The sequence below is a fragment of the Novosphingobium rhizovicinum genome, assembly GCF_040813635.1.
Classification (GTDB): Bacteria; Pseudomonadota; Alphaproteobacteria; order Sphingomonadales; family Sphingomonadaceae; genus Novosphingobium; species Novosphingobium rhizovicinum.
This window is the reverse complement of the sequence record NZ_JBFNXR010000021.1, coordinates 547,190-571,624: the sequence shown is the minus strand read 5'-3', so window position 1 is coordinate 571,624 and position 24,435 is coordinate 547,190. Positions and strand designations below refer to the sequence as shown.

The window sequence follows — 24,435 nt, the reverse complement described above, 5'->3', positions numbered from 1 at the left end:
GACGGGTAATGGCATCGGAATTCTGCGGTGGAACGGCCAAGGGCGGGCTTTCTGGTAACCTGAGAATGCTGGCCGCGGTGTTTAGCGGATAGGCGCTGCTTTTCAACGACGATGATCGCTGCACCGGAGCGGGTGAAGCCCCGCTGAATGAAGAGGCACCGGCATGTGCGCGACCTGGGGGGTGGTCAGGGAAACCGCTCGCGCCCAAGAGCGCGCGCGTAGATCTGCCGATAAGCGGCGATCATCCGCTCCTCATCGTAGTGGGCACGGGCATGGGCCCGATTTGCCGCACCCACGGAAGCTCTGGTCTTCGCATCGGAAGCAAGATGGCCCAAGACCTGGGCAAGAGCTTCGTCGTCGTGCGGCGCGCAGATGAAATCCCGGTTCTCGACCGAGACCATGTCAGTCACGTCACCGACCGCTGGCGAGGCAATGGGTACTCCGGCTGCCATGGCTTCCACCACCGAAATCGGAAACTGCTCGCTGTCGGAGGATAAGGCAAAGATGTCGAACAGCCCCACCGCCTTCGCTGGATCCGGAGCGAAGCCGGGGAGGTGAACGCGATCCGCGACGCCGCTTGCGACAGCCTGGGCTTTGATGTTCTCACGCTCCGGCCCCTCGCCCACGATGACCAGCTGCCACGGCTCGGGCAATGCTGCGAACGCGCGAACCAGGCGCGGCAGGTTCTTGACTGTGCGGAGGCCGGCCAGAGTACCCAGCCACAGTTCGCCAGGGCGCTTCACGATCCGCGGCAGCGCATTGGCCGCAGGCTTTCGGGCGTAAGCCGAAAGGCTGATGCCGTTCGGGATCAGCTGCACGCGACCAGGCGGCTGCTGCCAAGGGCCAAGCGCAACAGCCTTCAGCTTGCGTGACGGAACCACAAGTGCCGAGGCCCGCCCCAGCGCAATCCGGCGATACCAGTTGCGCGTCGGCTTCAATCGCGTGGCTTCGTCCTCGTTGAAGCCGTCTTCATGGTGAATAAGCGGAGGTAAGCCGACGAAGTCCCGGAACACGGTGTGCGCCATCACCGCGTCCATCGCACCCCAGTTGTAGGTCAGAATGAGATCGTAGGGCTTCATCGCCGCGGCGAGGCCCTGCAGGCGGCGAGGCGTCGGCTTGCCGGAAAGGCTGGGAAAGGCATCCGGATATTCGACGCGAATGCCGCGCTCTATGGCAGAGGCCGCGCCAAGGGCACCCGGCACGGCAGAGACGACATCATGCTGGATGCCACGCCCGAAGGCGTTCATCAGCCGCGCCGCCCGCAACTCCTTGCCGCCCCGGTCGAAGCTCGAGTGAAGGTGCAGGATCCGCAAGCGCTCGCTCATCTCACGCGACCCGCGCCAGAAGGCGATCGATGGCATCGACGGCCTCCGGTTCCGTCAGCATGGGCGCATGCCCTACGCCTAGCACCGTGACCGCTTCGGCTTCCGGAACGCGCTCCTGCATACGATCGAGCGTATCCGCACTGAGCAGGTCCGAGACGGCGCCGCGTATTACAAGCAGCGGGCGACCGGCCAGGGCTTCCCAAGCTGGCCACAGGTCCGCCTGCTCTGCCTCCGGGTCGAGCGTGGTGAAAGCCTCGGCGATCTTCATGTCGTAGTCGAAAACGATACGGGCATTGCTCGATAGCATCATCACGCGCTTGGCGGCGGCGATCCAGAAGGGCAGGTCCTTGCCGGGATAAGCAATGCCGTGCACCTCCTCCAGTGCGCGCGCGGCGTGCACCCAGGTGGGAAAGCTGCGCCCCTGCCCGACGTAATTCTTGATCCGCTCAATCCCGGCGGGCTCGAGCCTGGGCCCCACGTCGTTGAGAACGGCTCCGGCGATACGGCCGGGCATCTGCAACGCCAGCAGCATCGTCATCAGTCCGCCCAGCGAAGTGCCCACCGCGACGAAACGGTCGATGGCACATTCCTCCAGCAGCGCGAGTACATCCTCGACATACTGAAGCGGATTGTAGGCGGCAGCGTCGCGCGCATACTCGCTCTCCCCGCGTCCGCGCATCTCGGGAACCAGCACGCGCCATTGCGGCGACAAGCGCTCGGCAAGTTCAGCGAAGTCCCGAGCATTGCGCGTAAGTCCGTGCAGGCACACCACCGGAGGCCGGGAATCCGACCCGGCATAGTCCCTGTAATGGAGCTTCAGTCCGTCTCGGCTGGACCAGAATCGGTCCTCGTATCGCATCATGCCTTACTGGCGCCCTTGTTTGCCTTTCGCCCGATGAATGGGCGGGCGCCCGCTTGCACTATCGCCGGACACGGCAAGATCCGCAAGCGAGTGCCGGAACGGAGATGGAAGGTCAGCCTAGGTACAGCCGAGGCCGCGTAAGGCGCACGCCAGAGTTAACGCACGCGTCGTTAGCAACCCGGTAGTAACTATCTGGCATAGCGCCCGGGATCGCAAACGGATCTAACTAACGGAACTTAAACCCTAATGGACGGCGCATCGACGCACGCTTCAGAGGTCGGCAAGGAACGGGGCCTGCTCCGTCCCTCCGCCGCGCGCGAGATCGTGTCCCATGAGCCGGCAACGGGCTCCGAGATCTGGCGTGGCCAGGTCAGCGACGTGGACGAGATGGTGAGCAGGGCCCGCCGCGCATGGTCGGACTGGGCCGCGCAGCCGCTTTCCACCCGCATGGAACTGGTGCGCCGATTCGCCAACGAGGTGCGTAAGGAAGCCGAACGGCTTGCCACCACCATCGCGCGGGAGACCGGCAAGCCGATGTGGGAGGCGCAGGCCGAAGTCGACAGCGTCCTTGCGAAAGTGGAGACGTCGATCCGCGCCTATGCGGAGCGCACCGCCCAGCGACGGCTCGACAGCGCCATGCAGGGCACGATGGCCCTCCGCCACAAGCCGCACGGTGTCCTGGCGGTGCTCGGTCCGTTCAACCTCCCGGCGCATCTGCCTTGCGCGCACATCATCCCGGCGCTGATCGCCGGCAACGCGGTGATCTTCAAGGCGAGCGAGCGAACCCCTGCCACCGGCGAACTGCTCACCCGCTGCTTCCACCGCGCCGGCATCGCGGCCGCAGTTGTACAACTGTGCATTGGCGGCCCGGACGAAGGGCAGAAGCTCGTCGTGCATGAAGGCGTCGACGGCATTCTCTTCACCGGATCCGCCAGCACCGGGATCGCCATCAACCGCAAGCTCGCAGCCCGGCCCGACAAGCTGGTGGCGCTGGAGATGGGCGGCAACAATCCGCTGGTGGTGTGGGATACGCCCAAGATCAGCGATGCTGCCGCGATCATCGTGCAGTCCGCCTTCACCTCTGCAGGGCAGCGCTGCACGGCCGCGCGGCGGCTGATTGTGAAGTCCTCCATGTACGATGCGGTCATCGCCGAAGTGAAGGCGCTCGCGGACCGGGTCATCTTCGGTGCGCCTTTCGACACACCGGCACCGTTCATGGGCCCCGTCATCGACAATGCCGCTGCCGACGGGCTGTGCGACAGCTTTGTCTACCTGCTTAGCCACGGCGGGCGGGCGATCAAGCACCTCGTCCGCCCTGACGAGAACCTGCCGTTCCTCTCGCCATCGATCATCGACGTGACTGCCATGAACGACCGTCCCGACGTGGAGCTATTCGGTCCGATCCTCCAGATCGTGCGGATCGACGATCTGGATGAGGCGATTGCGGAAGCCAACAACAGTCGCTTCGGATTGGTTGCCGGGCTGATCGGGGGCACACCGCCGGAGTACAACCGCTTTTGGGCCAACGTCCGCGCGGGCATCGTCAATTGGAACCGGCCAACGGTGGGGCCGTCCCATGCTGCCCCCGTGGGCGGCGTCGGCCTTTCCGGCAATCACCGCCCCAGCGGCTATTACGCAGCCGACTACTGTGCTTATCCCGTCGCCTCGGGCGAGATGGAGCAGCCGCGCGCGACCATCGGCGTCGGGCTCAGGTAAGCCGCGCCCGCGAGCGCCTCAGCGCCCGCTGACGATCAGGTCCACTTCGGTCAGGCCGTTGTCGAGCTTGCGCGCGTAGATCAGGTAGGCAAGCCCGCCTTTGCGTCCTCCAAGCACGTGATCCGAACCGTCCATGCGATGCTCGGCGCCAAACCCGGCCGCCGTGGCCTTCGTATAGTAGAAGTCCATGACATCGCCCGGAGACACCGGGCTGACGAAGTTCACGACCCGCAGGCTGCACCCGTCCGCGTCGGTACCCGCAGCTTCCTGCACCGCACCGCGTGGATAGACCGGTACGGCCTTCGGCAGCTTCGCCGCCCATGTGGCGGAATATTGAACTTTCTCCGTGCAGTCGGTGCTGGCCGCCTTGGCTTGCTGCGCCACCTGAGCGGCTGTCGCAGCGCTTTCCACCAAGGAGGCGGTGTTACCCTGCTGCGGCGGGGGCGTGGCCTTGAGACTGCCTCCAGCCTGCACCATGGCTTCGTCGCGTGCGGCCTGGATAGCTTCGGGCGACCGTTGTTCGGGAGGCAGTTCGATATTGCCCCCGTGCGGCGCAATGGCAGCGCCTTGCGCGCCCGCCATATCCGGATCGACCATGATCTCTTCACCGAGCGCCCCGGTTATTGCCGGATCGTCGCTGCCCTGTGGCTGCTCGTCCTTCTCGGACTTGCAGCCGCCCAGAAGAAGCATCGTGCCGGCAGCACAGGCGAACGCCAGGCGGGTGGAAGCTTTCATCGTCATGTCCTTCCCCGCCGGCCTGATGCGGAGGACGCCCGCAGACCGGCTTGCTTAACAGGCTGTTAGCCTTGTGCGGCAATCGTTAACGAGGCGTTGAGAAGGATGGTTAATTTCTCGCGCGTGCCAATATGGGCCACCACCAGTGCAGGACTGTAAACTTGCGTGGCTGCGAAACGCAAAGAAGGGCGCCCCCGCTCAGCGGGAAGCGCCCTCCCCAGCCGGCTCACGCAGGAGGCCGCGGAGCCGGACTGCTCTCCCCGCGCGTCGCCGTCCGCGCGGGGAGAACCGAGGGAAACTTAGCGGCAGCGCGACCCGCCGCGCTCGACCTCACGTCCAAGCAGGGCACCGCCCGCCGCACCGAGAACCGTTCCAAGGGTACGGTCGCGGCCGCCGTCGATCTCACGGCCCAGCAATGCGCCTGCAGCGCCGCCGATCAGAAGGCCAGTGGTGCCGCCGCTCTTGCGGCAGCTGTAGCGGCGGTTGTCACCCCGCCACGAGCGGGCGTCGCGGTTGCGGTAGTTGTTGCCATAGCCGCGGCGATAGTCATCGCGCGAGACCCGGTGACGGTCCCAGTCACGGTACTGGTTGAACGACTCGCTGCCGGGAGCCGCATAGGCCGTCTGCTGGGTCGAGAATGCGGGAGCGGCAACAGCCGGAGCTGCGGTCGCGATCGTGACGCTGGCGGCTGCAATGGCCGAAACCTTGAGAAAGATGTTCATCGTGCTTCTCCTTGTCGGCGGCACCGGGGAGACATCCGCCTTACGCATTCATGTTTAGGGCGGTGAATCTGAACGGAGTGCAACACGCCCGTCAGAATTGCAGATTTCGACGAAATGAGCCGACAGCCGCGACGAGTTGCTTGCTGGGCTCAGCCGCGCTCCCCTAAGGGCGGGCCATGAAAGCAGGCTCTCAATCGTCCAGCGGACTTCCCCAGGCGTTCGCAGCTTACCTGGCATGGGGACTGCTCCCCCTCTACTTCCACCTGCTGCGCGATGTGCCCGCACTGGAAGTGGTAGGCTGGCGTATCCTGTTCACGGTGCCGGTCTGCCTTGTGATCGTCGCCTTTCGGCGTCAGTTCGGTCAGGTCGCCCATGCGCTGGTCAGCCCGCGTACTTTGGCCGCGCTGACTCTGAGCGCCTTCCTGATCGGCACCAACTGGGTCGTCTACGTCATTGCCATCGCCACAGATCACGTCTTCGCCGCAAGTCTGGGGTACTACATCAATCCACTGATGAACGTGCTCGCAGGCACGGTCTTCCTCAAGGAGCGCCTTTCCCCACGACGCTGGGTAGCCGTTGCGCTCGCGGCGATCGGCGTCGTGATCCTGGCGTGGGGCGCGCTGAACACACTTTGGATCAGCATGACGCTGGCGCTGAGCTTCTGCGGTTATGGCTTGGTGCGCAAGGTCGCGCCGGTCGGTGCGCTTCCCGGCCTGACGGTCGAGACCATCGTGCTGATCGTGCCTGCCCTGGGCGTGCTTTTCTGGTTGGCCGGTCAGCCTGCCGGACTGTCGCTAGGCGACTCGGCGACGGTAGACGTGACTCTGGCTTTCGCTGGCGTCATCACCGGCGTGCCGTTGCTGCTGTTTGCGACTGCGGCACGCAGGATGAGCTATTCCGCTCTGGGCTTCGTGCAGTTCCTGACGCCGACCATGGTGTTTCTGCTGGGTCTGTTCGTCTTCCAAGAACCGCTCAAGCCGGCTCAGCTCGCCAGTTTCGTGATGATCTGGTGCGCGATCGCCGTGTTCTGCTGGGATCTGCTGCAAGCCCGCAAGCGGGCGCTCCAGGCCGAAGCCGAAGCACCCGCCTGACGCTCCTAGAGGGCCCCAGCGAAGCGCAGCGGCTCACCCTGCGCGGAATTGCCAAGCTGGCCTTCCCACATGGCGAAGTGCCCGCGAACGATGGTGCCGACCACCCGGCCCTCCAGTTCCATGCCAGTGAAGGGTGACCAGCCGCAGCGGCTCTCCAGCCAGTCCTCGGTCACCGCAAAGCGGCCTTTGCGGTCCACCACGGTGAAGTCTGCATCATAACCGGCCGCTATCCGGCCCTTGCCGACAAGGCCGAACACGCGCTGGACACCGGCGCTGGTCATGTCGATCAGCCGCTCGAGCGTCATCCGTCCTTTGGCGACGTGATCCAGCATCAGCGGCAGCAGGGTCTGAACGCCCGGCATTCCGCTGGGGCTCGCCGGATAAGGCTTCGCCTTCTCCTCGATCGTGTGCGGCGCGTGATCAGACCCGAGCACGTCGGGAACGCCCTGGTTCAGCCAGTGCCACAGCCCAGCGCGATGCGCCGACGAACGAATCGGCGGGTTCATCTGCGCATAAGTGCCCAGGGTCGGATAGGCTTCCTCGGCCGCGAGCGTGAGGTGCTGGGGTGTGACCTCGCACGTGGCGATGTCGCGATAATGAGACAGCAGTTCCAGCTCCGCCGGGGTTGTCACATGCAGCACATGGATCGGACGTTTCGCTTCGCGCGCCAGACGCAGGATGCGCTTTGTGGCGAGCATCGCGCTCTCGTCGTCGCGCCACACCGGGTGGCTGGAGGGATCGCCTTCGATCCGCTCACCCTTGCGCTCGTTCATCCGCGCCTCGTCCTCGGCGTGGATGGCAACGCGGCGGCGGCCATGGGCCAGCACACGCGCGAGCGGCTCGTCTTCCGCAACCAGCAGGCTGCCAGTGGACGCGCCCATGAAGATCTTGACCCCCGCCGTACCGGGGATGCGCTCCAGCTCCGCAAGCTCTTCGGCATTCTCCGCCGTGGCGCCGACGTAGAAGGCGTGATCGCAATACATGCGATGCAACCCGCGCGAGAGCTTGTCGTGCACGCGCATGATCGAGTCGGTGTTCGGATTGGTGTTGGGCATTTCGAACACAGCGGTGATGCCCCCCATCACGGCCGCTCGGCTGCCACTTTCCAGGTCTTCCTTGTGCTCAAGACCCGGCTCGCGGAAATGGACCTGGCTGTCGATGACGCCGGGTAACACGTCGAGGCCGGTGCAATCGACCCGGCGGCTGGCGTCCGGATAGCTGCCGATGCCCACGATCTTGCCATCGCGAACCGCCACGTCGGCGTGGATGGCACCGGAAGGCGTATGGACCAGCCCGCCGGTCAGCACGAGTTCTGCAGCAGTGCTCATTTTCCGCACTCCTCAGCTGCCGCCGCGTGCATCATCAAGCACATCGGACGAGGTAGACAGGCGGGAACGGGGCGAGCTGATTCGGTGGAATAGGTCATGGCGCTCATCTCTAGCGCGCGCGCCTTTGCAGGACAGCCCCTTGCGCGCTTTCAACGAAGCGCCACGGGACTGGACGCAAACAGGTCGCAAGCTGCCCATCGCTCGCCCGTTGCAGCAATGACGTGCGTGTCACCCCACCAGTCAACGTCCGGCACCACCCGATCCTGCCCCAAGAGGGGCTGTCCCAGCCGGATCGCCACCGCACACTGCAGCCGTTCCTCGCCACACTCGCGGGCAAAGGCGATCACGTGTGCAGCGCGCGCGCCGGTAACCTGGAGCGGCACATAGTCACCGTTGCACAGTGCCGCGCTCCGCTGCCGCCTCGCGAGCAGATCGGCCACCAGGCGCAGCTTCGCCGCCCCTGCGGCGCCCTCTCCACCTTCCAGCACAGCCCGGCGCAATACGAAGTCGACCGGCCGCCGGTTGTCCGGATCGACCATCGAAAAGTCCATCAGTTCGCAGCCCTGATAGATGTCGGGCACGCCCGGCGCGAGAAGGTGCAGCGCGGTTTGCGCCATGGTGTTCGCCAGTGCGGCGGCGGCGATCTGGCTCATGAAGGCTGCAAACTCATCGCGGAAGGATTGCCCCTCCTCGCCCCTCAGCAGAAGAGTGGCCAGGTCGTGACAGCGGGCCTCGTAGCCTTCGTCCGGCGCCTCCCAGGACGAGCGCAGCTTTGCCTCGCGCAGGGCCTTACGCTGCCAGTCGTGCACGCGCTCCAGCAGGGTCTCGTCGTCCTGCTCCCATGCGCCGACGAGCGTCTGGAGCAGCGCATATGCGTCGGCCGGCGCGACCGCCTCCGCCTTGGCAGCGGCGATAGCCAGCCATCCGCGAACACGTACCGCCCATGCTTCCGGAACCGCACTCAGCACCGCAAGGCGCGCGCGGGCATCCTCGCCCCGTTTGTGATCGTGCGTTGCGGTGGCAAGCATCGCATGCGGGTAGTGCTCGGCCCGCCCGTGCATTGCAGCATGAAAATCCGCCGGACTGGATGCGAAGCGTTGCGGGTCGAAACCGACATCATTGGCCGAAAGCAGGACGCTATGCCGATAGAAGGCAGTGTCCTCGACCCCTTTCGCCGCAATCGGCGCAGAGAGTTGTTGGAACCGCTGCACAGCCTCTGCTGCGAGTTCACCCTGCGCTGCACCCTCACCCGCCAGCCAGCCCAGCGCTATGTCGAGGACTGGCATCTCGCCCGGCGGCATGAGCGGAACCGCCGCATCGCGTGCAGCCTTGCGCACACGCTCGTCGGATGCCGGAGCCGAGGAACCGGTGCCATATGTGCGATAGACCGGGAAGACCCAGAGCAGCCGTTCGATAGCCCGGCGCAACATGCCCCTGGTGATCCAGTCCCGCGCCTCTGCCTGCGCCAGTCGATGAAAGGCAGCGACACAGGCGACAAGCTGCCCTTCGAACTGCCAGGCCAGAAGGTCGCGCCGGGCAGCAAGCGCCTCTTCGTCGAAAGAAGCCTCGCGCCCGCTAACCTCTTCCCAGAGCGCCACGAGCCGCTCCTGACCTGTGGGGTCGTGCAGCACCTCTGCGACTTCGCGCATGAAGTCGTAGCCGCTTGTTCCTTCGATCTGCCAATCGGTCGCGAACGGCTCATCTGCCGCGAGGATCTTTTCCACGACGATGTAGGCGTGCCGGTCGGGCGCGACCTGCTGGAAACGCGAACGCAGTTGCCGGCAATAGCCCGCAGGATCGGCGAGACCGTCGACATGGTCGATCCGTACGCCGTCGATCATCCCGCGCGCGAAGAGATCAAAGTAGAGCCGGTGCGTCTGCTCGAAGACTTCGGGGTCCTCCACCCGCACGCCAGCCAGTTCGTTGATCGAGAAGAAGCGCCGCCAATTGAGGCTGTCGTTCGCCGAACGCCAGTAGACCAGACGATAGTGCTGCCGGTCCAGCAAAGCCGTGAGCGATTCGGGAGAGGCGTTCCGGATGGCGCCATCGACATCCTCGCTGTGGATCGGATCGTCAGGGCGGATCGGATAAAGCGCACCATCATAGAGCTGGACGCACAGGCTCTTGCAGTGCCGGACCAGCTTGACCGCGCCATCGGCGATCGCCTCTGCCAGGGGAGTTCCGAGGACGGGAAGGACAATCCGCTCGTGCCAGTCGATGTCGAACACGCGCGCGTAGGCACTCTGTTCGCCGTGTTCCAGCACATCCATCCACCAGGCATTCTCGTCACCTGCGACGCCCATGTGGTTGGGGACGATGTCGATGATGAGGCCGAGGCCGTGATCGCGCAGCGCCGCAGTGAGGCGCAGCAGTCCGTCCTCTCCCCCAAGCTCTGGATTGACCCGCGTCGGATCGGTCACGTCATAACCGTGCGTCGAGCCCTTCGCCGCCGTCGTGATCGGAGAGGCGTAGAGATGACTGACGCCCAGTTCGGCAAGGTAGGGGACGATCGCCTCTGCGTCGGCGAACGTGAAGCCTGCGTGGAACTGCAGACGATATGTAGCGCGTGGCATCATGACGAGCGTGCCTGTACAAGAGCGGCAATGTGCCTGGCGGTTTCTGGCTGCTCAAGAAGTTCAGCCAGCGGTCCGGCCAAGCGGCGGCGCCAGTTCGGATGCTCGTCTATGGTACCGGGCAGGTTGGGCTGCTCTTCCAGGCCCAGGAGATCTTCCAGCGGGACGATCGCCAGGGTCGAGGGCGTGCGACCAAGGAAGGCGAGCGCAGCTTCGATCACCGGCCCGGGATCGTCCACTGCCGGCTGAGGCGCGCCGTTCCCCATGGCGGACCAGAGTGCATCGCGATCTGCCGCGCGTTGCCTCTCTTCCTCCTGCCACCCATCGCCAGCGCTTCCGCCCCTGCCAAGGCGGCGGTTCCACTCAAGGTCACGGCCCCGCCACCATCCAGCAATCGTCGCAAGGTCATGCGTTCCGGTCATCGCGATGGCGTGCGCAGGATAGTCCTCTGCCTTGCAGAACCCGTTCCAGTCGCGCTCAAACCAAAGCACGCGCATGCCAAGGATGCCTCTGTCCGCGAACGGCCCCATGAAGCCGGGTGGGCGCGTACCGAGATCCTCTCCGACGATAACCGCCCCGGCCCGGTGAGACTCCAGCACGAGCAGGCGCAGCATGTCATCGTAGGGGTAGCGGAGATAAACCCCGTGGCTAGCAGATGCGTTGTTGGGGACCACCCAGAGACGGGCAAGGCCGAAAGCATGGTCAATTCGCACGCCCCCTGCGTGCCGCAACGCTGTTCTCAGCATGGCGAGCCATGGCGCAAAGGCGCTACGGGCCAGCCCGCGTGGCGAGAAGCTCGTCAACGCCCAGTTCTGGCCGTCTGGCCCGAGAAGGTCCGGGGGTGCGCCGATCGTCAACCCTTCAAGCAGGACGTCTTGCATGGCCCAGGCATCGCTTCCCCCCGTATCGATGCCGACGGCGAGATCGGAGATCAGGCCTATGGCCATTCCCGCGCTGCGGGCTTCCTGCTGGACAGCCTCCAAAGACCGCTCTGACAGCCACTGCGCATAGAGGTGGAATGTGACCTCCTCTGCATGTTCGGTGGCGAAACGGCTTACCGCGGCTCCGTCAGGATCGTGATACTCCTGCGGCCAGGATCGCCAGCCCGTGCCCTGATCGGCAAAGTTAAGCGCAAGGGCATCGTGCAGCGCGTGCCGGTGTAGCCCCGGACCCCGCGCAGCCGCCCAGTCCTGTAATTCGACGCGCTCGGCCGTGCTCAGACTGACAAATGCCGCCCGCAGCGCAGCATGGCTTTCCCGAAGGCCCGCAGCCCAGTCGATCAGCGGGCCGCCATCCTCACTCTCACTGGTGCGCTCGGCCAGCGTAGGGTTCAGGAACAAGCGGCTGGACGGCGAGTAGGGGCTGAAGATCTGCTCGTTCGCAGGATTGGGTGCATGCACGGGGCTGATCGCCACCGCATCCGCGCCGCGCTGGGCGAACAGGCGGACCGCTGCGCGCAAGTCCCCGAAATCTCCGTAAGCGGCGGGCTTCTCATGAAGCGAGGGAATCTGGATTGCAGTGCCCCAGTGCCTCCCCGCCTTTGCTCCATCCCGGTCTTCCGGAAGCAGGCAGCGCTTGGGCGCTACGGCAAAGACAAGCTCATGCCCTGCGACATGCAGGGTGTGATAACCCGACTTTTCGATCCCCGGCAGATGCCCGTTCACAATAGCGAGGTCTCGCGTCTCGCCGTCCTCCATCTGCAGCCGCGCTGATCCCGCGCTGCTGAGTGCGGGCGGCAAGGGGCAGGCATGGTTCACGTCGGCGGAGAGGAAAGCAGGCGGCTGCCGATCTTCCTCCAGGCGCGTTTCGAGACTTGCGCGGGCTGCGTCGTCGTTGTGCGCAGGATAGCCGAGCGCCTCGGCAACGATCGCCAAAGTCGCATCGGAGACGACTTGCTCATCCCCTTTGGCATCGCGCCAGACCCGCTCGAGACCGATGGCTTCCGCCAAAGCGTGGAGCGGGCTCATGCCGTCACCAACCTTGCGATGAAGCGTTCGCCTTCACGGAATACGATTTCGCCGGGACCATCGGGCAAGCCGCCGGGGGCGTCGCCCAGATCGATTGCGATGCCGAGCCTGGCCCCATCAGCCATGTGCCACGATGCGCTCACCGCCTTGTCACCCAAAACCTGCGCGTCCAAACTAGTCGCTCCCTTGAGACGCGGCACGACAAGTCGCATGCGAAGGTCGATCAGCGTGCGATAGAGCGCCTCCCATTCCGCCGCGTCAGGCCCAGGCTGCGGACGTGAGCTTGTGAACGTCGTCTCTGCATTCGGATCGGGGATTTGCTCTCGCGACGCCTCATCCTGGAAGGCCGCGAACTTGGCGAATTCGCGGCGGCGCCCCTCGCGTACAGCGTCGGCCAGTTCGTCATGAAAGTCAGTGAAGAAGAGGAACGGGGTGTGAGATCCCGTCTCGTCGCCCATAAAGATGAGCGGGATCTGCGGCGCCAGCATGAGCAGTGCGGTTGCCGCGCGCAGACGTTCCTTGTCTGTCAGCAGGGTCAGGCGTTCGCCGAAGGCGCGATTGCCGATCTGGTCATGGTTTTGCAGGAATGAGACGAAGGCACTTGTCGGCAAGTGCCCGCTGGGGCTGCCCCGCGTCTTCCCCTGGTGATTAGTCGAGGGCTCGCCCTGATAGATGAAACCCTCTGCCAGACACCGTGCAAGCCGCTCGGCGGGACGGTCGGCGAAATCGCTGTAGTAGGCATCTGTCTCGTTAGTCAGCAGCACATGAAGCACGTTGTGGAAGTCGTCGTTCCATTGCGCGTCATAAAGGCCTGGCTGAAGGCGGTGCGCGTCGTTCTGCTCGTTTTCAAGCACGAGATGAACGCGGCGGTCGGGACCTGCTCGTTGGCGAATGTCGCGGGCCAGCTGATCCAGAAAGGCAGGGTTGCCAATGGCATGCACGGCGTCAAACCGCAGTCCGTCGACGCGGTAATCCTCAACCCACATCAGCGCGTTTTCGCGGAAGTAAGCGGCCACCAGCGGCTCGTCGACGGCCACGGCGCCGCCCCAGGGCGTGTCGACTTCGGGATGGAAGAAGGCAGGCGCATAGGCGCCGATGTAGTTCCCGTCCGGGCCGAAGTGATTGTAGACCACATCGACGAACACCATCAGGCCAAGGCTGTGAGCCTTGTCGATCAGGGCGCGAAGATCCTCTGGCGTTCCGTAGCTCTCGGCGGGAGCGAAGGGGAGCACACCGTCGTATCCCCAGTTGCGCGTGCCAGAAAAGGCGCCGACCGGCATCAGTTCGATTGCCGTGACGCCAAGATCCGCAATTCGCTCGAGTTCCTCTGCAACACCCTCGAAGCCACCGAGCACACCGACGTGCAACTCCTGCACGATCGTTTCCTCCCATGGCCGCCCTCGCCACTCCGCCGCCTTCCAGTCGAAGGCATCCGGATCGACGATAACGCTCCAGCCATGGACGCCGCCGCTCTGCGCGCGCGAAGCGGGATCTGGAACAGCGAGTCCGTCGTCCAGCAGGAAGCGATACCGCCTGCCCGGCTGCGCAGTCGCGTCCGCGTGAAAGCAACTGCCTTCCTGCCGCGTCATCGCGATGGGTTTCGCACCCTCAAGCTCGAGCTTCGGCGCCTCCTGTCCAGGAGCCCAGAGCGCGAACCGCCAGCGCTCGCCAGCCACACGGATGGGACCCCACCGGTTCGTCACTGCGCAAACTCCGAGACCGAGCGGATGAGCACGGCGCTATGCGGCGCCACCTCATATTCGCCGCCCACCTCTTCGTCCGATGCATCGGGCCGGGCGCTGTCGAGTAGCAGCATGCGGTCAGCCACCGCGGTGGTCAGAGTGAAGCGAATGGTGTCGTCACTTGCATTAAGCAGGAGGTTGATCGCTTCCATGCGGCCGTCCTCCAATTGCACCGCTCTGCGCATCGAAAGCGCACGGCCTTCGGGATTGTGCCAATCTTCCGCTGACAGGCGATTGCCGGTTTCGTCCCACCACTCGACATCGTTGATGCCCTCTCCGGGAGAGTCCTGGCCATAGAGGAACACCTTGGAACGCAACACCGGGTACTGGTTGCGGAGCGCGATCAAGCGGGCGGTGAAGGCATTGAGGCTCGCGCCATCCTCACTTTCCAGGAGGGACCAGTCGATCCAGCTGATCTCGTTGTCCTGGCAATAGGCGTTGTTGTTACCGCCCTGCGTGCGCCCGAATTCGTCGCCTGCGACCAGCATCGGTGTGCCGAGGGAGGCGAGCAGCGTCGTCAGCATGGAGCGCTGGATACGGGCGCGCGTCTCCCGAATCTCCGCATCGTCTGTCGGCCCTTCAGCCCCCCAGTTCCGCGAAAGATTGTTGTCGTGCCCGTCTCGGTTATCCTCGCCATTGGCCTCATTGTGCCGCTCCTCGTAGGAGACAAGGTCTGCAAGGGTATAGCCATCATGGCTGGTCAGGAAGTTGACTGAGGCCCACGGCCGCCGAGAAAGTCGATCGAAGAGATCACCCGACCCGGAGAGTCGTGCCGCCAGGTCTGCCCGCTGCCCGGGGTCGCCACGCCAGTAGCGGCGCGTGGTATCGCGGAACTTGTCGTTCCACTCGGCAAAGCCCGGCGGGAAGTTGCCGAGCTGATAGCCGCCCATGCCAACGTCCCAAGGCTCTGTAATCAGTTTCAGCTGACCCAGTATCGGATCCTGGCGCAACACATCGAAGAAGCCTGCGTTCGGATCGAAGCCATGGTCGGTGCGCCCTAAGGTCAACCCCAGGTCGAATCGGAAGCCGTCGATGCCATAAGAGGTTGCCCAGTAACGCAGGGAGTCCGCCACCATCTGAATGACGCGGGCATGGCTGAGGTTGAGGGTGTTTCCAGTGCCTGTATCGTTCAGGCAGTACCGGCGATCATCGGGCAGCAGGCGGTAATACGTTGCATTGTCCAGCCCCCGCCAGCACAGCGTCGGGCCGAGTTCGCTGCCCTCGCAAGTGTGGTTATACACCACGTCCAGGATCACCTCGATACCCGCCGCGTGCAGCCGCCGCACGGCAACCCGAAGCTCGTCCTGCGTCGCTTCGTCGGCGAAGTAGCTTGGCTCTGGCGTGAAGAAGTTGAGGGTGTTGTAACCCCAGTAATTGCGCAGCCCCTTCTCCTGAAGGAACCGATCCTGGGTGAAGGTCTGGATCGGCAACAGCTCCAGAGCGGTTACGCCAAGCCGCTGAAGGTGATCGATGACCTTTGGGTGCGCGAGCCCGGCGAATGTCCCGCGCTCCTGCGGGGGCACATCCTCAAGCAGCTTTGTCAGGCCCTTGGCATGCGCCTCGTAGATGACGGTCTTGGACCACGGCGTGTTCGGCCGGCGATCCTGCGACCAGTCGAAGCAGTCGTGCGTCACGACACTCTTGGGCATCGCGGGCGCACTGTCGCGCTTGTCGAACCCAAGATCAGCGCGCCGGCTTCGCAGGGGGTAGGCATGCAGGGCATCCGTCCACCGCAGCGCCCCCTGCAACCGGTGAGCATAGGGGTCGAGCAGCAGCTTATTGGGATTGAAGCGATGCCCTTCCTCGGGCCTGTATGGGCCATGGGCGCGGAAGCCGTAGAGCAGGCCCGGCCGGGCATTGGGCAAGTAGCCGTGCCAGACTTCGTCCGTACACTCCGGCAAGGCAAACCGCGCAATCTCGCGCCGTCCGCTGGGCTCGAAGATACAAAGCTCGACCTTCTCGGCATGTGCGGAGAAGACGGCGAAGTTGACGCCCAGCCCATCGAACGTGGCACCGAGCGGGTAGGGTCTTCCGCCTTCAAGGCGATCTGGCAATAAGCTCAAGGCTGGCACCTGCAAAAGTAACTAACACTCGGCATCGAGAAATGCCTGCTCAGGACTTTTGATGCAGCCAGGTCTTACACGCATGAAATAAAACGCGAGCAAAGGGGCAGCGCTCGCGCTTGTAGCGCCTTTTCGATCAGACCAGAACGAAGGGTATGGTGACGTACCCGCGAACGGCCACGCCCTGACCGTTCTGTTCGAGCGGCGCCCAGCGCCAGCGGCGCACGGCGCTTAACGCCGCCTTGTCGAGCCGCTGGCTTCCGCTGCTGCCGGCAATCTCGATGTCCGAAACGCGACCGTCGGGACCGACCAGCACCAGCAGCTTCACGGTACCCTGCTCGCGACGGCGACGGGACTCGAGGGGATATGCGGGCGGCTGCGCTGAAAGCACCTTGCTGGAGAGATCGCCACCGTCAGCGGGAGCCGCAGACACTTCGTGCGAATTCGCCTCTCCTGCCGGCCCCTCCTGCACGAGTGGCTTTGCAATGGCGATCGACATGGCCTCGACAGGCGGCGGGGCATCGAGAGCGACCTGCCTGGGGCCGGGTGAAGGGAGCTCAATGCGGGGCTTGGGAACGAAGACAGGGGCCGGCTGCTCCACAGGCGTGTCCAGCTTCTTGGCCGGCGGGCTGGGTGGTGGAGTTACGTCGAGCTGCTTCAGCGCCACCACTGTAAGGCGATCCGGGGCTTCGTGCTTGGCGATAACGTTGATCGTTGCCAAAGCGGCAAGCGCCGCCAGCATGACGCCAGCGGATGCGATGACGGCGACAGGTCCCGAGCGCCGCGAGGGTGCGTAGTGTCCCCGCTCATACGGCACGCCCGCCGCAGGGTCCGTTGCGTCATTCACCGGAACGAGCGGGCGCGGCGAGTGCCACTGCGATGGCCGCGTCTCGTGATTGGGTACTGCCGATGCGAGTGTCGCCATAAAGCCCCCCTGACGATCCAGCTATTGCGAGTCATTCGCATAGGCGCTAAGGCTCAGCACGTCCAGACTAAAAGGGCACCGCCAATCGAAAGAGCAGGCGGTGGTTTAAGCTCTTCTCCTGAGAAAGTTGCCGCACTTGGAAGCCGTTGAAGCCGCACCGTCCTCCAGCCACACGGGCGCCGCATCCGCACAAAGCCACAACTCCCCGCGGCAGACAACGTCCGCTTTGCCTCAGCGCCGGCAGAGCCGGGAACGCAAGAGCCGCAAGGGGCGCTCTATGTGGCTCAAGCAATTGCATACGTGGCACTGGGTCAGCGCCGCTGTCTCGCTTGCGGCAATGCTGCTGTTCTCGATCACCGGCATCACGCTCAACCACGCGGCATCGATCAGCGCCGAACCCCAGGTTACCCAAAGCAGCGGGCTATTGCCTGCGGCCGTGCTGGCTCAGCTGCCTGCCGCGAACGATGGGGATGCGCCGCTACCGGACGAAGTGGCACACGAGATCGCCCGGATCGCCCCTCTGGACCCTGCAGGCTATGCGGCGGACTGGTCGGACGAGGCCGAGGTCTATGTCGCGATGCCGGGGCCAGGCCGGGATGCCTGGGTCAGCATCGATCGCACCTCGGGTGAAGTCAGCGCCGAGAAGACCGAGCGCGGCTGGATCTCGTACCTGAACGACCTGCACAAGGGCCGCAACACCGGCGATGCGTGGTTCTGGTTCATAGACGTTTTCGCAGTGGCCTGCATCGTCTTCACCGTAACGGGGCTGCTGCTCCTTCAGCTCCATGCGCGGCATCGTCCGTCGACCTGGCCGCTGGTCGGGCTTAGCCTGGCCATTCCGCTTATCCTCGCCTTGTTCTTTCTTCACTGATCCAAAAGGCTCGCCTGATGAAATCGAAGCTCTTGCCTTCCGTTCCGTTGCTTGTCGCTGGCACCATCGCCACGCCGGCCGCCGCCGCGACGGTCAGCGTCACGATCCCGAAGATCAACGTCGCGGAGTACCACCGGCCCTATGTCGCGGCCTGGCTCGAACCCGTCTCGGGTGGCGCGGCCCGCACGATCTTCGTGTGGTATGATATCAAGAAGGGCGGGCAAGAACCGGGCACGAAGTGGCTTGCCGACTTGCGCACCTGGTGGCGCAAGGGGGGCCGCTCGCTCAAGCTGCCAGCAGACGGCGTGAGCGGCGCGACGCGTGCGCCCGGCACCTACAAGATTCCGCTCCCCGCCAACCTGCCCGCCGGCCGGTACGTCCTGAAGGTCGAAGCCGCGCGCGAAACCGGCGGGCGTGAACTGGTGTCGGTACCGATCACCGTCCCGAAGGGCGGCGGCTCGGCATCGGGGAATACCGAATTGGGCGCTGTCACTGTCCGCTAACACCTTCCCGCCCCTTGCGGGTTTCAGCATAAGGATCTGCCATGCGTTTTCGTCACGCTCTGATCGCCGCCGCGGCCACCGCCGCCGCTCTGTCCAGCCCTGCATCGGCGCACCGCCAGTGGCTCCTGCCCTCCACAACGACGCTCGCCGGCACCAGCGAGTGGGTCACGGTCGACGCGGCCGTGTCGAACGACCTTTTCTATGCAGATCACGTCGCAATGAGCCCGGACCAGATCAAGGTCTGGCAGCCGGACGGCAGCGAAGGCCAGCTCGAGAATGCTGCGAAAGGCCGCTACCGCTCCACTTTCGACGTCAAGATCGACAAGCCCGGCACCTGGGCCATCGGAACGGAGCGCAGCGGCCTCATGGGCTCTTTCCAGCTCAACGGCGAGACCTGGCGCGTGGGCGGTCGTGGCCGCCCGGGGCGCGTCGTCGCGACCGCAAAGGATATCCCTGCCGGAGCGACAGACATCAAGCTGACCGAGAGCATGGCGAAGAACGTGGTCTATGTGACTGCCGATGCTCCCACCACGAAAGTGCTGACGCCGACCGGCAAAGGGCTGGAGTTCCAGCCCATTACGCACCCCGCGTCGCTTGTCTCGGATGAGCCCGCGCGCTTCCGCTTCCTTGTTGATGGAAAGCCGGCGGCTGGCGTGAACGTAACTGTCGTGCCGGGTGGCAAGAAATTCCGGGAAGCCGAAGAAGCCCAGGAGCTGACCACGAACGCTGATGGCGTGGTGACGGTTCAATGGCCGGTGCCGGGCGTCTATTGGCTGAACGCCAGTCACACTGACACCAACGCGAGCGATCCACGTGCCGCCGAGCGCCGGATGGGCTTCACCACCACACTTGAGGTTGTGGCGCCCTGAACGAGAGGCGCTGAGCTCCCACATGCGGCTCGCCGTCCCTTCGGATCTCGACCCCGCAGCTTTCGATGGCTGGCGCCCTGACGCGCCAGTCGTCGAGCTGGGCGGTGAGACCATGGGAACGTACTGGCGGGTGCGCTTGGCAGCTCCACGAGACTTCCAGCAATCGCTGCTCGAAACTGCCATCGCGGAGCGGCTCGAGCAGATCCTGGCGGAGATGAGCCACTGGCGGCCGGACTCGCTTCTGGGACGCTTCAATCGTGCACCGGGCGGTGCGTGGTTCACGCTCCCTCCGGACTTTGCCGCCGTTCTGGAAGCCGCGCTTGCCGTGGCTGAACGCAGCGGCAGTGCATACGATCCGGCAATCGGCGAACTGGTCAACCTTTGGGGCTTCGGCCCGGAGCCGGTTGACGCCGCACCGGACGAGATCAAGCTGGCCGCAGCGCGCTCGCGCGCAGGCCACGCGCGTCTCGCTTACGACGCTGGGCACCGAAGACTTCGGCAGCCGGGAGGGCTTCACCTCGACTTCTCAGGGGTAGCCAAGGGCTTTGCGGTAGACGCACTGGGCGAAGTCCTGCGTGCACAAGGCTGCCGCCACGCCCTGGTCGAGATCGGTGGTGAACTTCTCGGCATGGGAATGCGCCCGGATGGCGATCCCTGGTGGGTAGATCTCGAGACCCCCGCAAAAGCAGCTGCTCCGCTCCGGGTGGCGCTCCACCAACTCGCCGTCGCCACCTCGGGCGACTATGTGCGCGGCCAGCACACCATCGACCCTCGGAGCGGACGTCCGGTCGCGCATGCGCTTGCGGTTAGCGTCCTCCACTCCTCGGCCATGTGGGCAGATGCTTGGGCGACGGCCTTGTCGGCAGAGCGGCCTGCGACGATGCAAGCGCTCGCTACGCGGGAGGGACTGGCCGTGCGGGCCCTTCTCCGTCGCGAAGAGGAAGTGCATGAGTGGATCAGCCCCGCGCTCACCGCGCTGCTGGTCACGCCTGACGAGCAACTAGCCTAAGCACCTGAAACGTATTGTACATTTCACCTGACGCACAGCGACGGCGGCGGAATGTCGCGGCACTCATACATTTTCCCTTGATACTGCGAGTGACTCGCAATATCGGCGCTGAGCATTCTCGAACTCTCAGGGGGAAACATGTCCAAGAGGCCGTCACCGTCAGCAGCACGCCGCACTTTCCTTGCACTGTCCTGCATTGCGCCTGCTCTCGCACCCGCCGCCGTGGCCCAGGAGGCCGGCCAGCAAGAGCGCTCGCTCGGCACCTTCACTGTGACTGACACGGCGATCGTCGAAGAACCCGGCCGCACCCTTGAGTCTCCGAAACGGACCCGTCCCGTTCGCGACACACCCCAGACCATCACTGTCCTCACGAACGAGGTGATAGAGCAACAGAACCTGCTGACTCTGCGTGACGTCCTTTCCACCGTTCCAGGCATCACCTTCGGTGCTGGCGAAGGCGGCGGCGGTTACGGCGACAACATCAACCTGCGCGGATACAGCGCCAACAACGACATCACCGTCGATGGCGTGCGCGACAGCGCCCAGTACACGCGCACCGACCCCTTCAACCTGGAGCAGATCGAAGTCACCAATGGTGCGAACTCGGTCATTTCGGGTGCAGGTTCGGTCGGTGGGAACATCAACCTCGTCACGAAGCGCCCGCAGGCCGAGGAAGCGTACGAAGTGACCGGCGGCGTGGGAACCGATGACTACTACCGCGCCACCGCCGACCTCAACAGCCGCGTCAACGATCTCGTTGCCGTGCGCCTCAATGCCATGTGGCACCGCAACGACGTGCCGGGACGCGACGTCGACAAGTACAAGCGCTGGGGCATCGCTCCGTCCGCCACGATCGGCATCGACGGGCCGACCAGCCTGACGCTGCAGTACTTCCATCAGGAAGACGAGAACACGCCGCAGTACGGCGTGCCCTATTACGAAGGGCTCATTCCCGGCGTGGATCGCGGCGACTACTTCGGCTACCGCAACGTGGATATCCAGAAGTCGAATGTCGATCAGGCCACCGTCATCTTCGCGCATGAATTCAGCGATACGCTTTCCATCCGCAATCTCACACGGTGGCAGGATGTTACCCAGTTCACGATCGTGAACCCCCCGCAGGGCACATACTGCCTCCCTAGCGGAGTGACGCCGAGCGGAGGCGCGTGCACGGCCAATGTGGGCACCAGAGACAATCCGATTAACATCCCGGTTCCGGCGGGCTTCTACCAGCCGACCGGTCCGCGTGGCACCACGCGCGACAGCCGCAATCAGCTCGCCTTCAACCAGCTTGACCTCAATGCGATCGTCAACACAGGCGCAATCGAACACACGCTCGCAGTCGGCGTCGCGGCCACATGGGAGAAATACGAACTTTATCAGGGCAATTCGCAGCGGAACGCCGATGGCAGCTCGCCTTTCTCCTCCTACCCGCTGATCAACATCGACAATCCGTACGATGTCATTGTCGGTCCCGGAGCCTTCACCTACGGCAACAACGTCTACACGGGACCGATCAACTTCATCCCGAACGTCTATCGCGTCGGCGAGCAGACCAACGTCGCGGGTTACATTTTCGATACGATGCGCGTGGGCAAGTTCGAGCTGAATGCAGGCGCAAGGCTGGAGCGCAACGTCGGCACTTACCAGTCCAGCTCTATTTCGACCGACGCGGCGACCTTGGGCGACCTGACGCCCGGTACCGAGTTCCGCAATGCCGATACGCTGTTCTCGTATCGTGTCGGGCTCGTCTACAAGCCGGTGGAGACCGTCAGCTTGTACGTCGCTTATGGCAACTCGCGCACGCCGTCCAAGAACTCGGTCAATGGCTCTTGCTCGGACGAGACCTGCAACATCGATCCGGAATCGGCAAAGAACTATGAGATCGGTGCAAAGGCGGAGCTCTTCGACGGGGGCCTGCTGCTGGCCGCTGCTGCTTTCCGGAACGAACGTGACAAATACGCGATTGCGTCCAACGATCCGATCGTGCCCCAGGAGCAGCTCGATGGCCAGTCGCGGGTGGACGGTATCTCTCTGAGCGCCATCGGCAAAGTCACGCCGGATTGGTCGATCACCGCTAACTACACGTACCTGGACGGCGAGTTGCTCCAGTCGGTGTCCGACTTCTGTCTTGCCAATCCCGGTGAGGGAACCTGCACCAACACTGTTGCCAACCCAGATCCCAACGCCGGTTCGCGTCTCGTCAACACGCCCAAGCATTCGGGTAGCCTGTTCACCACATACCGCCTGCCCTTCGGCCTCACGATCGGTTACGGGCTCACGTATCAGGGAAGCTTCCCCTTCACGCAGAGCAACACGGGCGTGGTCTACTCCGACGATTTCCTGACCCACCAGGCATACCTGGCGTATGACTTCACTCCGAACCTCTCGGCGCAGCTGAACGTCAAGAACATCGGCGATGAGCTGTACTTCACCCGCATCCGCAACAACGGCTGGGCCATGCCCGGCGAGGGTCGCTCAGCGGTCCTGACGCTGACTGCCAAGATGTAAGTCCAGAAGACGCGCCAAAAGAGCCCGGCAGCTGCAGTTGCGCAGCGGCCGGGCTTTCGCGTTTATAGAGCCGGTCTTGCCTGCGCCTCATCAACCGCCGAGAAAGAAACGATGGTCATCGAGATTCCAGAGCTGTTTGCACCTTCGGAAGTGCGGGACATGCGCGCAGCCCTGGAGAACGCCGACTGGACAGACGGACGCGCGACCGCCGGTCATCGCGCGGGAAGGGTCAAGCAAAACGAGCAGCTGGCACTGGAGCATCCCCTGGCGAGGCAACTGGCCGATTGCGTCCTGGCCCGGCTGTCTCAAACTCCGCTCTTCATCGCAGCCGCCCTGCCCAATCGCGTACTGCAGCCGCGCTTCTCGCGCTATGACGGACAGGGACAATACGGCGACCACGTGGACAATGCGATCTTCCCCGTCGGCAGCACTGGCGAACACTTGCGCTCTGACGTCTCAAGCACGCTGTTCCTGAGCGATCCGGACGAATACGATGGGGGCGAGTTGGTCATCGAGGACATGTTCGGCACGCATCGCGCGAAGCTGCCTGCAGGGCACCTCATCGTCTATCCCGGCAGCAGTCTGCACCGGGTGGAACCCGTCACGCGCGGCGTGCGCTTTGCATCATTCTTCTGGACTCAGAGCTTCATCGCCTCGCCCGAAAGGAGACGCCTGGTTTTCGAGTTAGATGGCGCAATCCAGTCACTCGCCAGCGATCATCCGGAGCATCCCTCCGTCGACATGCTCACGCAAGTGTACCACAACCTCCTGCGGCAGTGGTCCCAGATCTAGGTAAGGCGCAGGTGGCTTAATCGGTCATCCTAGAATGCTCTAAATAGTCTGCGTCAGCCGCTCTGCGGCGGCGGGCCTGCGGCTCCATCGTTTCGCCAGACGAAAGCGCCAGAACAGGGCGCTGATCGCATAGCCGAGCGTCGCGAACACAACTGCGAAGATAAGCAGCCCCACTGCAGTTGCGCCGGACGCATGGAGAAAAGCCGACAGCCAATCCGCATCGGCAGCGCCCGAACCGAAAGCGGCGATCGGCAGCATGCCTCCCACCTTGAAGGCCGCGAAGTAGATCGGCGCGAACGTCAGCGGATTGGTCACCAGCGTGGCCGATGCGGCAGTAGGCACGTTGGCGCGAAACGGGACCGCGAGCAGCGCCGCAAGCGCGAACTGGCCGAACGGTATGAGGAAGCCGACAAAGAGGCCCAGCGCGACTCCCCGAGGCAAGCTCCTGCGATTGAGGTGCCAGAGGCTGGGGTGGCCAAGCAGATGCGCAAAGGGCCGGATCCACCATTTCTGGAATAGGGCCTCGCGCGTCTTCATTCCCGATCTACCTGCATTTCCCGCTATGCGCACGCAAGGCATGCCGCTTCATCCGGTATAGCTGACACGCCTGCATACACTTCGCACGCAAGCGAGTCGGCTACGCTATTGGCTGAAGCACAATTAACACCTCGCGAACGTCGTCGTCCGGCAGGCCCCATGTAGGCATTCCCGCCCCGGATGGCGATAGCGGCACTGGAGAACGGGTGCGCAACGTCTTTCGCGGGCACCGTTCGGGCAAGGCTCGTCTAAGGGCGATGCATTCGGTAGAGGGCACCGATGAATGCACCGCCA

19 protein-coding genes are annotated in these 24,435 nt (G+C 64.2%); 8 read left to right on the top strand and 11 right to left on the bottom strand.

From position 1 onward, the window contains the following. Nucleotides 1-185: 185 nt before the first annotated feature. Both ABUH87_RS07550 and ABUH87_RS07545 read right to left on the bottom strand, forming a co-directional pair. The gene (locus ABUH87_RS07550) at nt 186-1,361 is read right to left on the bottom strand and encodes a glycosyltransferase (RefSeq protein WP_367771995.1); all 1,176 of its coding nucleotides are present in this window, start codon (nt 1,359-1,361) and stop codon (nt 186-188) included. Beyond that, nucleotides 1,327-2,187, bottom strand: a complete 861-nt coding sequence (locus ABUH87_RS07545) for an alpha/beta fold hydrolase (protein WP_367771993.1) — start codon at nt 2,185-2,187, stop codon at nt 1,327-1,329. Before ABUH87_RS07545 ends, ABUH87_RS07550 begins: the two co-directional genes overlap by 35 nt. Before the next feature lie 246 nt (nt 2,188-2,433). Between ABUH87_RS07545 and ABUH87_RS07540 the strand changes: the two genes are divergently transcribed. Then, nucleotides 2,434-3,903: a succinylglutamate-semialdehyde dehydrogenase gene (locus tag ABUH87_RS07540; RefSeq protein ID WP_367771991.1), complete on the top strand. Its 1,470-nt coding sequence runs from the start codon at nt 2,434-2,436 to the stop codon at nt 3,901-3,903. 18 nt (nt 3,904-3,921) lie between these two features. Here the strand turns inward: ABUH87_RS07540 and ABUH87_RS07535 are convergent, their stop codons facing one another. Both ABUH87_RS07535 and ABUH87_RS07530 read right to left on the bottom strand, forming a co-directional pair. Then, nucleotides 3,922-4,638 carry a hypothetical protein gene (locus ABUH87_RS07535; RefSeq protein ID WP_367771989.1) on the bottom strand — a complete coding sequence of 239 codons (717 nt, stop codon included), beginning with the start codon at nt 4,636-4,638 and terminating at the stop codon, nt 3,922-3,924. A 299-nt stretch (nt 4,639-4,937) separates the two neighbouring features. Continuing rightward, nucleotides 4,938-5,360: a glycine zipper 2TM domain-containing protein gene (locus tag ABUH87_RS07530; RefSeq protein WP_367771987.1), complete on the bottom strand. Its 423-nt coding sequence runs from the start codon at nt 5,358-5,360 to the stop codon at nt 4,938-4,940. A 176-nt stretch (nt 5,361-5,536) separates the two neighbouring features. Here ABUH87_RS07530 and rarD point away from each other — a divergent pair, with 176 nt between their 5' ends. Beyond that, complete coding sequence (rarD, locus tag ABUH87_RS07525) at nt 5,537-6,451, top strand: EamA family transporter RarD (protein WP_367771985.1); 915 nt, start codon at nt 5,537-5,539, stop codon at nt 6,449-6,451. A gap of 5 nt (nt 6,452-6,456) precedes the next feature. Here rarD and ABUH87_RS07520 read toward each other — a convergent pair whose 3' ends face one another. From ABUH87_RS07520 to ABUH87_RS07495, 6 genes are all read right to left on the bottom strand, one after another. Further along, nucleotides 6,457-7,779, bottom strand: coding sequence for a dihydroorotase (locus ABUH87_RS07520; protein WP_367771983.1), 1,323 nt, complete (start codon nt 7,777-7,779; stop codon nt 6,457-6,459). 149 nt (nt 7,780-7,928) lie between these two features. Further along, nucleotides 7,929-10,355, bottom strand: coding sequence for a malto-oligosyltrehalose synthase (gene treY / locus ABUH87_RS07515; RefSeq protein ID WP_367771981.1), 2,427 nt, complete (start codon nt 10,353-10,355; stop codon nt 7,929-7,931). Next, nucleotides 10,352-12,319, bottom strand: a complete 1,968-nt coding sequence (gene malQ / locus ABUH87_RS07510; RefSeq protein WP_367771979.1) for a 4-alpha-glucanotransferase — start codon at nt 12,317-12,319, stop codon at nt 10,352-10,354. Before malQ ends, treY begins: the two co-directional genes overlap by 4 nt. Next, nucleotides 12,316-14,022, bottom strand: coding sequence for a malto-oligosyltrehalose trehalohydrolase (gene treZ / locus ABUH87_RS07505; protein WP_367771977.1), 1,707 nt, complete (start codon nt 14,020-14,022; stop codon nt 12,316-12,318). Before treZ ends, malQ begins: the two co-directional genes overlap by 4 nt. After that, nucleotides 14,019-16,133, bottom strand: coding sequence for a glycogen debranching protein GlgX (glgX, locus tag ABUH87_RS07500; protein WP_419956673.1), 2,115 nt, complete (start codon nt 16,131-16,133; stop codon nt 14,019-14,021). Before glgX ends, treZ begins: the two co-directional genes overlap by 4 nt. Before the next feature lie 127 nt (nt 16,134-16,260). After that, nucleotides 16,261-17,049 (bottom strand): energy transducer TonB, encoded by a 789-nt coding sequence (locus tag ABUH87_RS07495; protein ID WP_367771971.1) that lies wholly within the window; start codon nt 17,047-17,049, stop codon nt 16,261-16,263. 277 nt (nt 17,050-17,326) lie between these two features. Here ABUH87_RS07495 and ABUH87_RS07490 point away from each other — a divergent pair, with 277 nt between their 5' ends. From ABUH87_RS07490 to ABUH87_RS07465, 6 genes are all read left to right on the top strand, one after another. Beyond that, nucleotides 17,327-17,920, top strand: a complete 594-nt coding sequence (locus ABUH87_RS07490; RefSeq protein ID WP_367771969.1) for a PepSY-associated TM helix domain-containing protein — start codon at nt 17,327-17,329, stop codon at nt 17,918-17,920. A gap of 17 nt (nt 17,921-17,937) precedes the next feature. Then, entirely contained in the window at nt 17,938-18,423 is a 486-nt protein-coding gene (locus ABUH87_RS07485; RefSeq protein WP_367771967.1) for a DUF2271 domain-containing protein, read from the top strand. Nucleotides 18,424-18,464: 41 nt separating this feature from the next. Further along, the gene (locus tag ABUH87_RS07480) at nt 18,465-19,292 is read left to right on the top strand and encodes a DUF4198 domain-containing protein (RefSeq protein ID WP_367771965.1); all 828 of its coding nucleotides are present in this window, start codon (nt 18,465-18,467) and stop codon (nt 19,290-19,292) included. Between the two features lie 22 nt (nt 19,293-19,314). Further along, nucleotides 19,315-20,301, top strand: a complete 987-nt coding sequence (locus ABUH87_RS07475; protein WP_367771963.1) for an FAD:protein FMN transferase — start codon at nt 19,315-19,317, stop codon at nt 20,299-20,301. Nucleotides 20,302-20,439: 138 nt separating this feature from the next. Then, nucleotides 20,440-22,812, top strand: a complete 2,373-nt coding sequence (locus tag ABUH87_RS07470) for a TonB-dependent receptor (protein WP_367771961.1) — start codon at nt 20,440-20,442, stop codon at nt 22,810-22,812. 111 nt (nt 22,813-22,923) lie between these two features. Next, nucleotides 22,924-23,604, top strand: a complete 681-nt coding sequence (locus ABUH87_RS07465) for a Fe2+-dependent dioxygenase (RefSeq protein ID WP_367771959.1) — start codon at nt 22,924-22,926, stop codon at nt 23,602-23,604. 39 nt (nt 23,605-23,643) lie between these two features. On the opposite strand, the gene ABUH87_RS07460 is transcribed toward ABUH87_RS07465, so the two are convergent. Next, nucleotides 23,644-24,141, bottom strand: a complete 498-nt coding sequence (locus ABUH87_RS07460; protein ID WP_367771957.1) for a DUF2062 domain-containing protein — start codon at nt 24,139-24,141, stop codon at nt 23,644-23,646. Nucleotides 24,142-24,435 lie beyond the last annotated feature (294 nt).

Excerpts from the sequence above, each read along its gene's own strand:
- ABUH87_RS07520 (WP_367771983.1), bottom strand. The coding sequence starts at position 7,779 with ATGAGCACTGCTGCAGAACTCGTGCTGACCGGCGGGCTGGTCCATACG.
- ABUH87_RS07465 (WP_367771959.1), top strand. The coding sequence starts at position 22,924 with ATGGTCATCGAGATTCCAGAGCTGTTTGCACCTTCGGAAGTGCGGGAC.
- ABUH87_RS07490 (WP_367771969.1), top strand. The coding sequence starts at position 17,327 with ATGTGGCTCAAGCAATTGCATACGTGGCACTGGGTCAGCGCCGCTGTC.
- ABUH87_RS07530 (WP_367771987.1), bottom strand. The coding sequence starts at position 5,360 with ATGAACATCTTTCTCAAGGTTTCGGCCATTGCAGCCGCCAGCGTCACG.
- treY (WP_367771981.1), bottom strand. The coding sequence starts at position 10,355 with ATGATGCCACGCGCTACATATCGTCTGCAGTTCCACGCAGGCTTCACG.
- ABUH87_RS07535 (WP_367771989.1), bottom strand. The coding sequence starts at position 4,638 with ATGAAAGCTTCCACCCGCCTGGCGTTCGCCTGTGCTGCCGGCACGATG.
- ABUH87_RS07480 (WP_367771965.1), top strand. The coding sequence starts at position 18,465 with ATGCGTTTTCGTCACGCTCTGATCGCCGCCGCGGCCACCGCCGCCGCT.
- malQ (WP_367771979.1), bottom strand. The coding sequence starts at position 12,319 with ATGAGCCCGCTCCACGCTTTGGCGGAAGCCATCGGTCTCGAGCGGGTC.
- ABUH87_RS07550 (WP_367771995.1), bottom strand. The coding sequence starts at position 1,361 with ATGCCATCGATCGCCTTCTGGCGCGGGTCGCGTGAGATGAGCGAGCGC.
- ABUH87_RS07460 (WP_367771957.1), bottom strand. The coding sequence starts at position 24,141 with ATGAAGACGCGCGAGGCCCTATTCCAGAAATGGTGGATCCGGCCCTTT.
- ABUH87_RS07475 (WP_367771963.1), top strand. The coding sequence starts at position 19,315 with ATGCGGCTCGCCGTCCCTTCGGATCTCGACCCCGCAGCTTTCGATGGC.
- ABUH87_RS07540 (WP_367771991.1), top strand. The coding sequence starts at position 2,434 with ATGGACGGCGCATCGACGCACGCTTCAGAGGTCGGCAAGGAACGGGGC.
- rarD (WP_367771985.1), top strand. The coding sequence starts at position 5,537 with ATGAAAGCAGGCTCTCAATCGTCCAGCGGACTTCCCCAGGCGTTCGCA.
- ABUH87_RS07495 (WP_367771971.1), bottom strand. The coding sequence starts at position 17,049 with ATGGCGACACTCGCATCGGCAGTACCCAATCACGAGACGCGGCCATCG.
- ABUH87_RS07545 (WP_367771993.1), bottom strand. The coding sequence starts at position 2,187 with ATGATGCGATACGAGGACCGATTCTGGTCCAGCCGAGACGGACTGAAG.
- ABUH87_RS07470 (WP_367771961.1), top strand. The coding sequence starts at position 20,440 with ATGTCCAAGAGGCCGTCACCGTCAGCAGCACGCCGCACTTTCCTTGCA.
- ABUH87_RS07485 (WP_367771967.1), top strand. The coding sequence starts at position 17,938 with ATGAAATCGAAGCTCTTGCCTTCCGTTCCGTTGCTTGTCGCTGGCACC.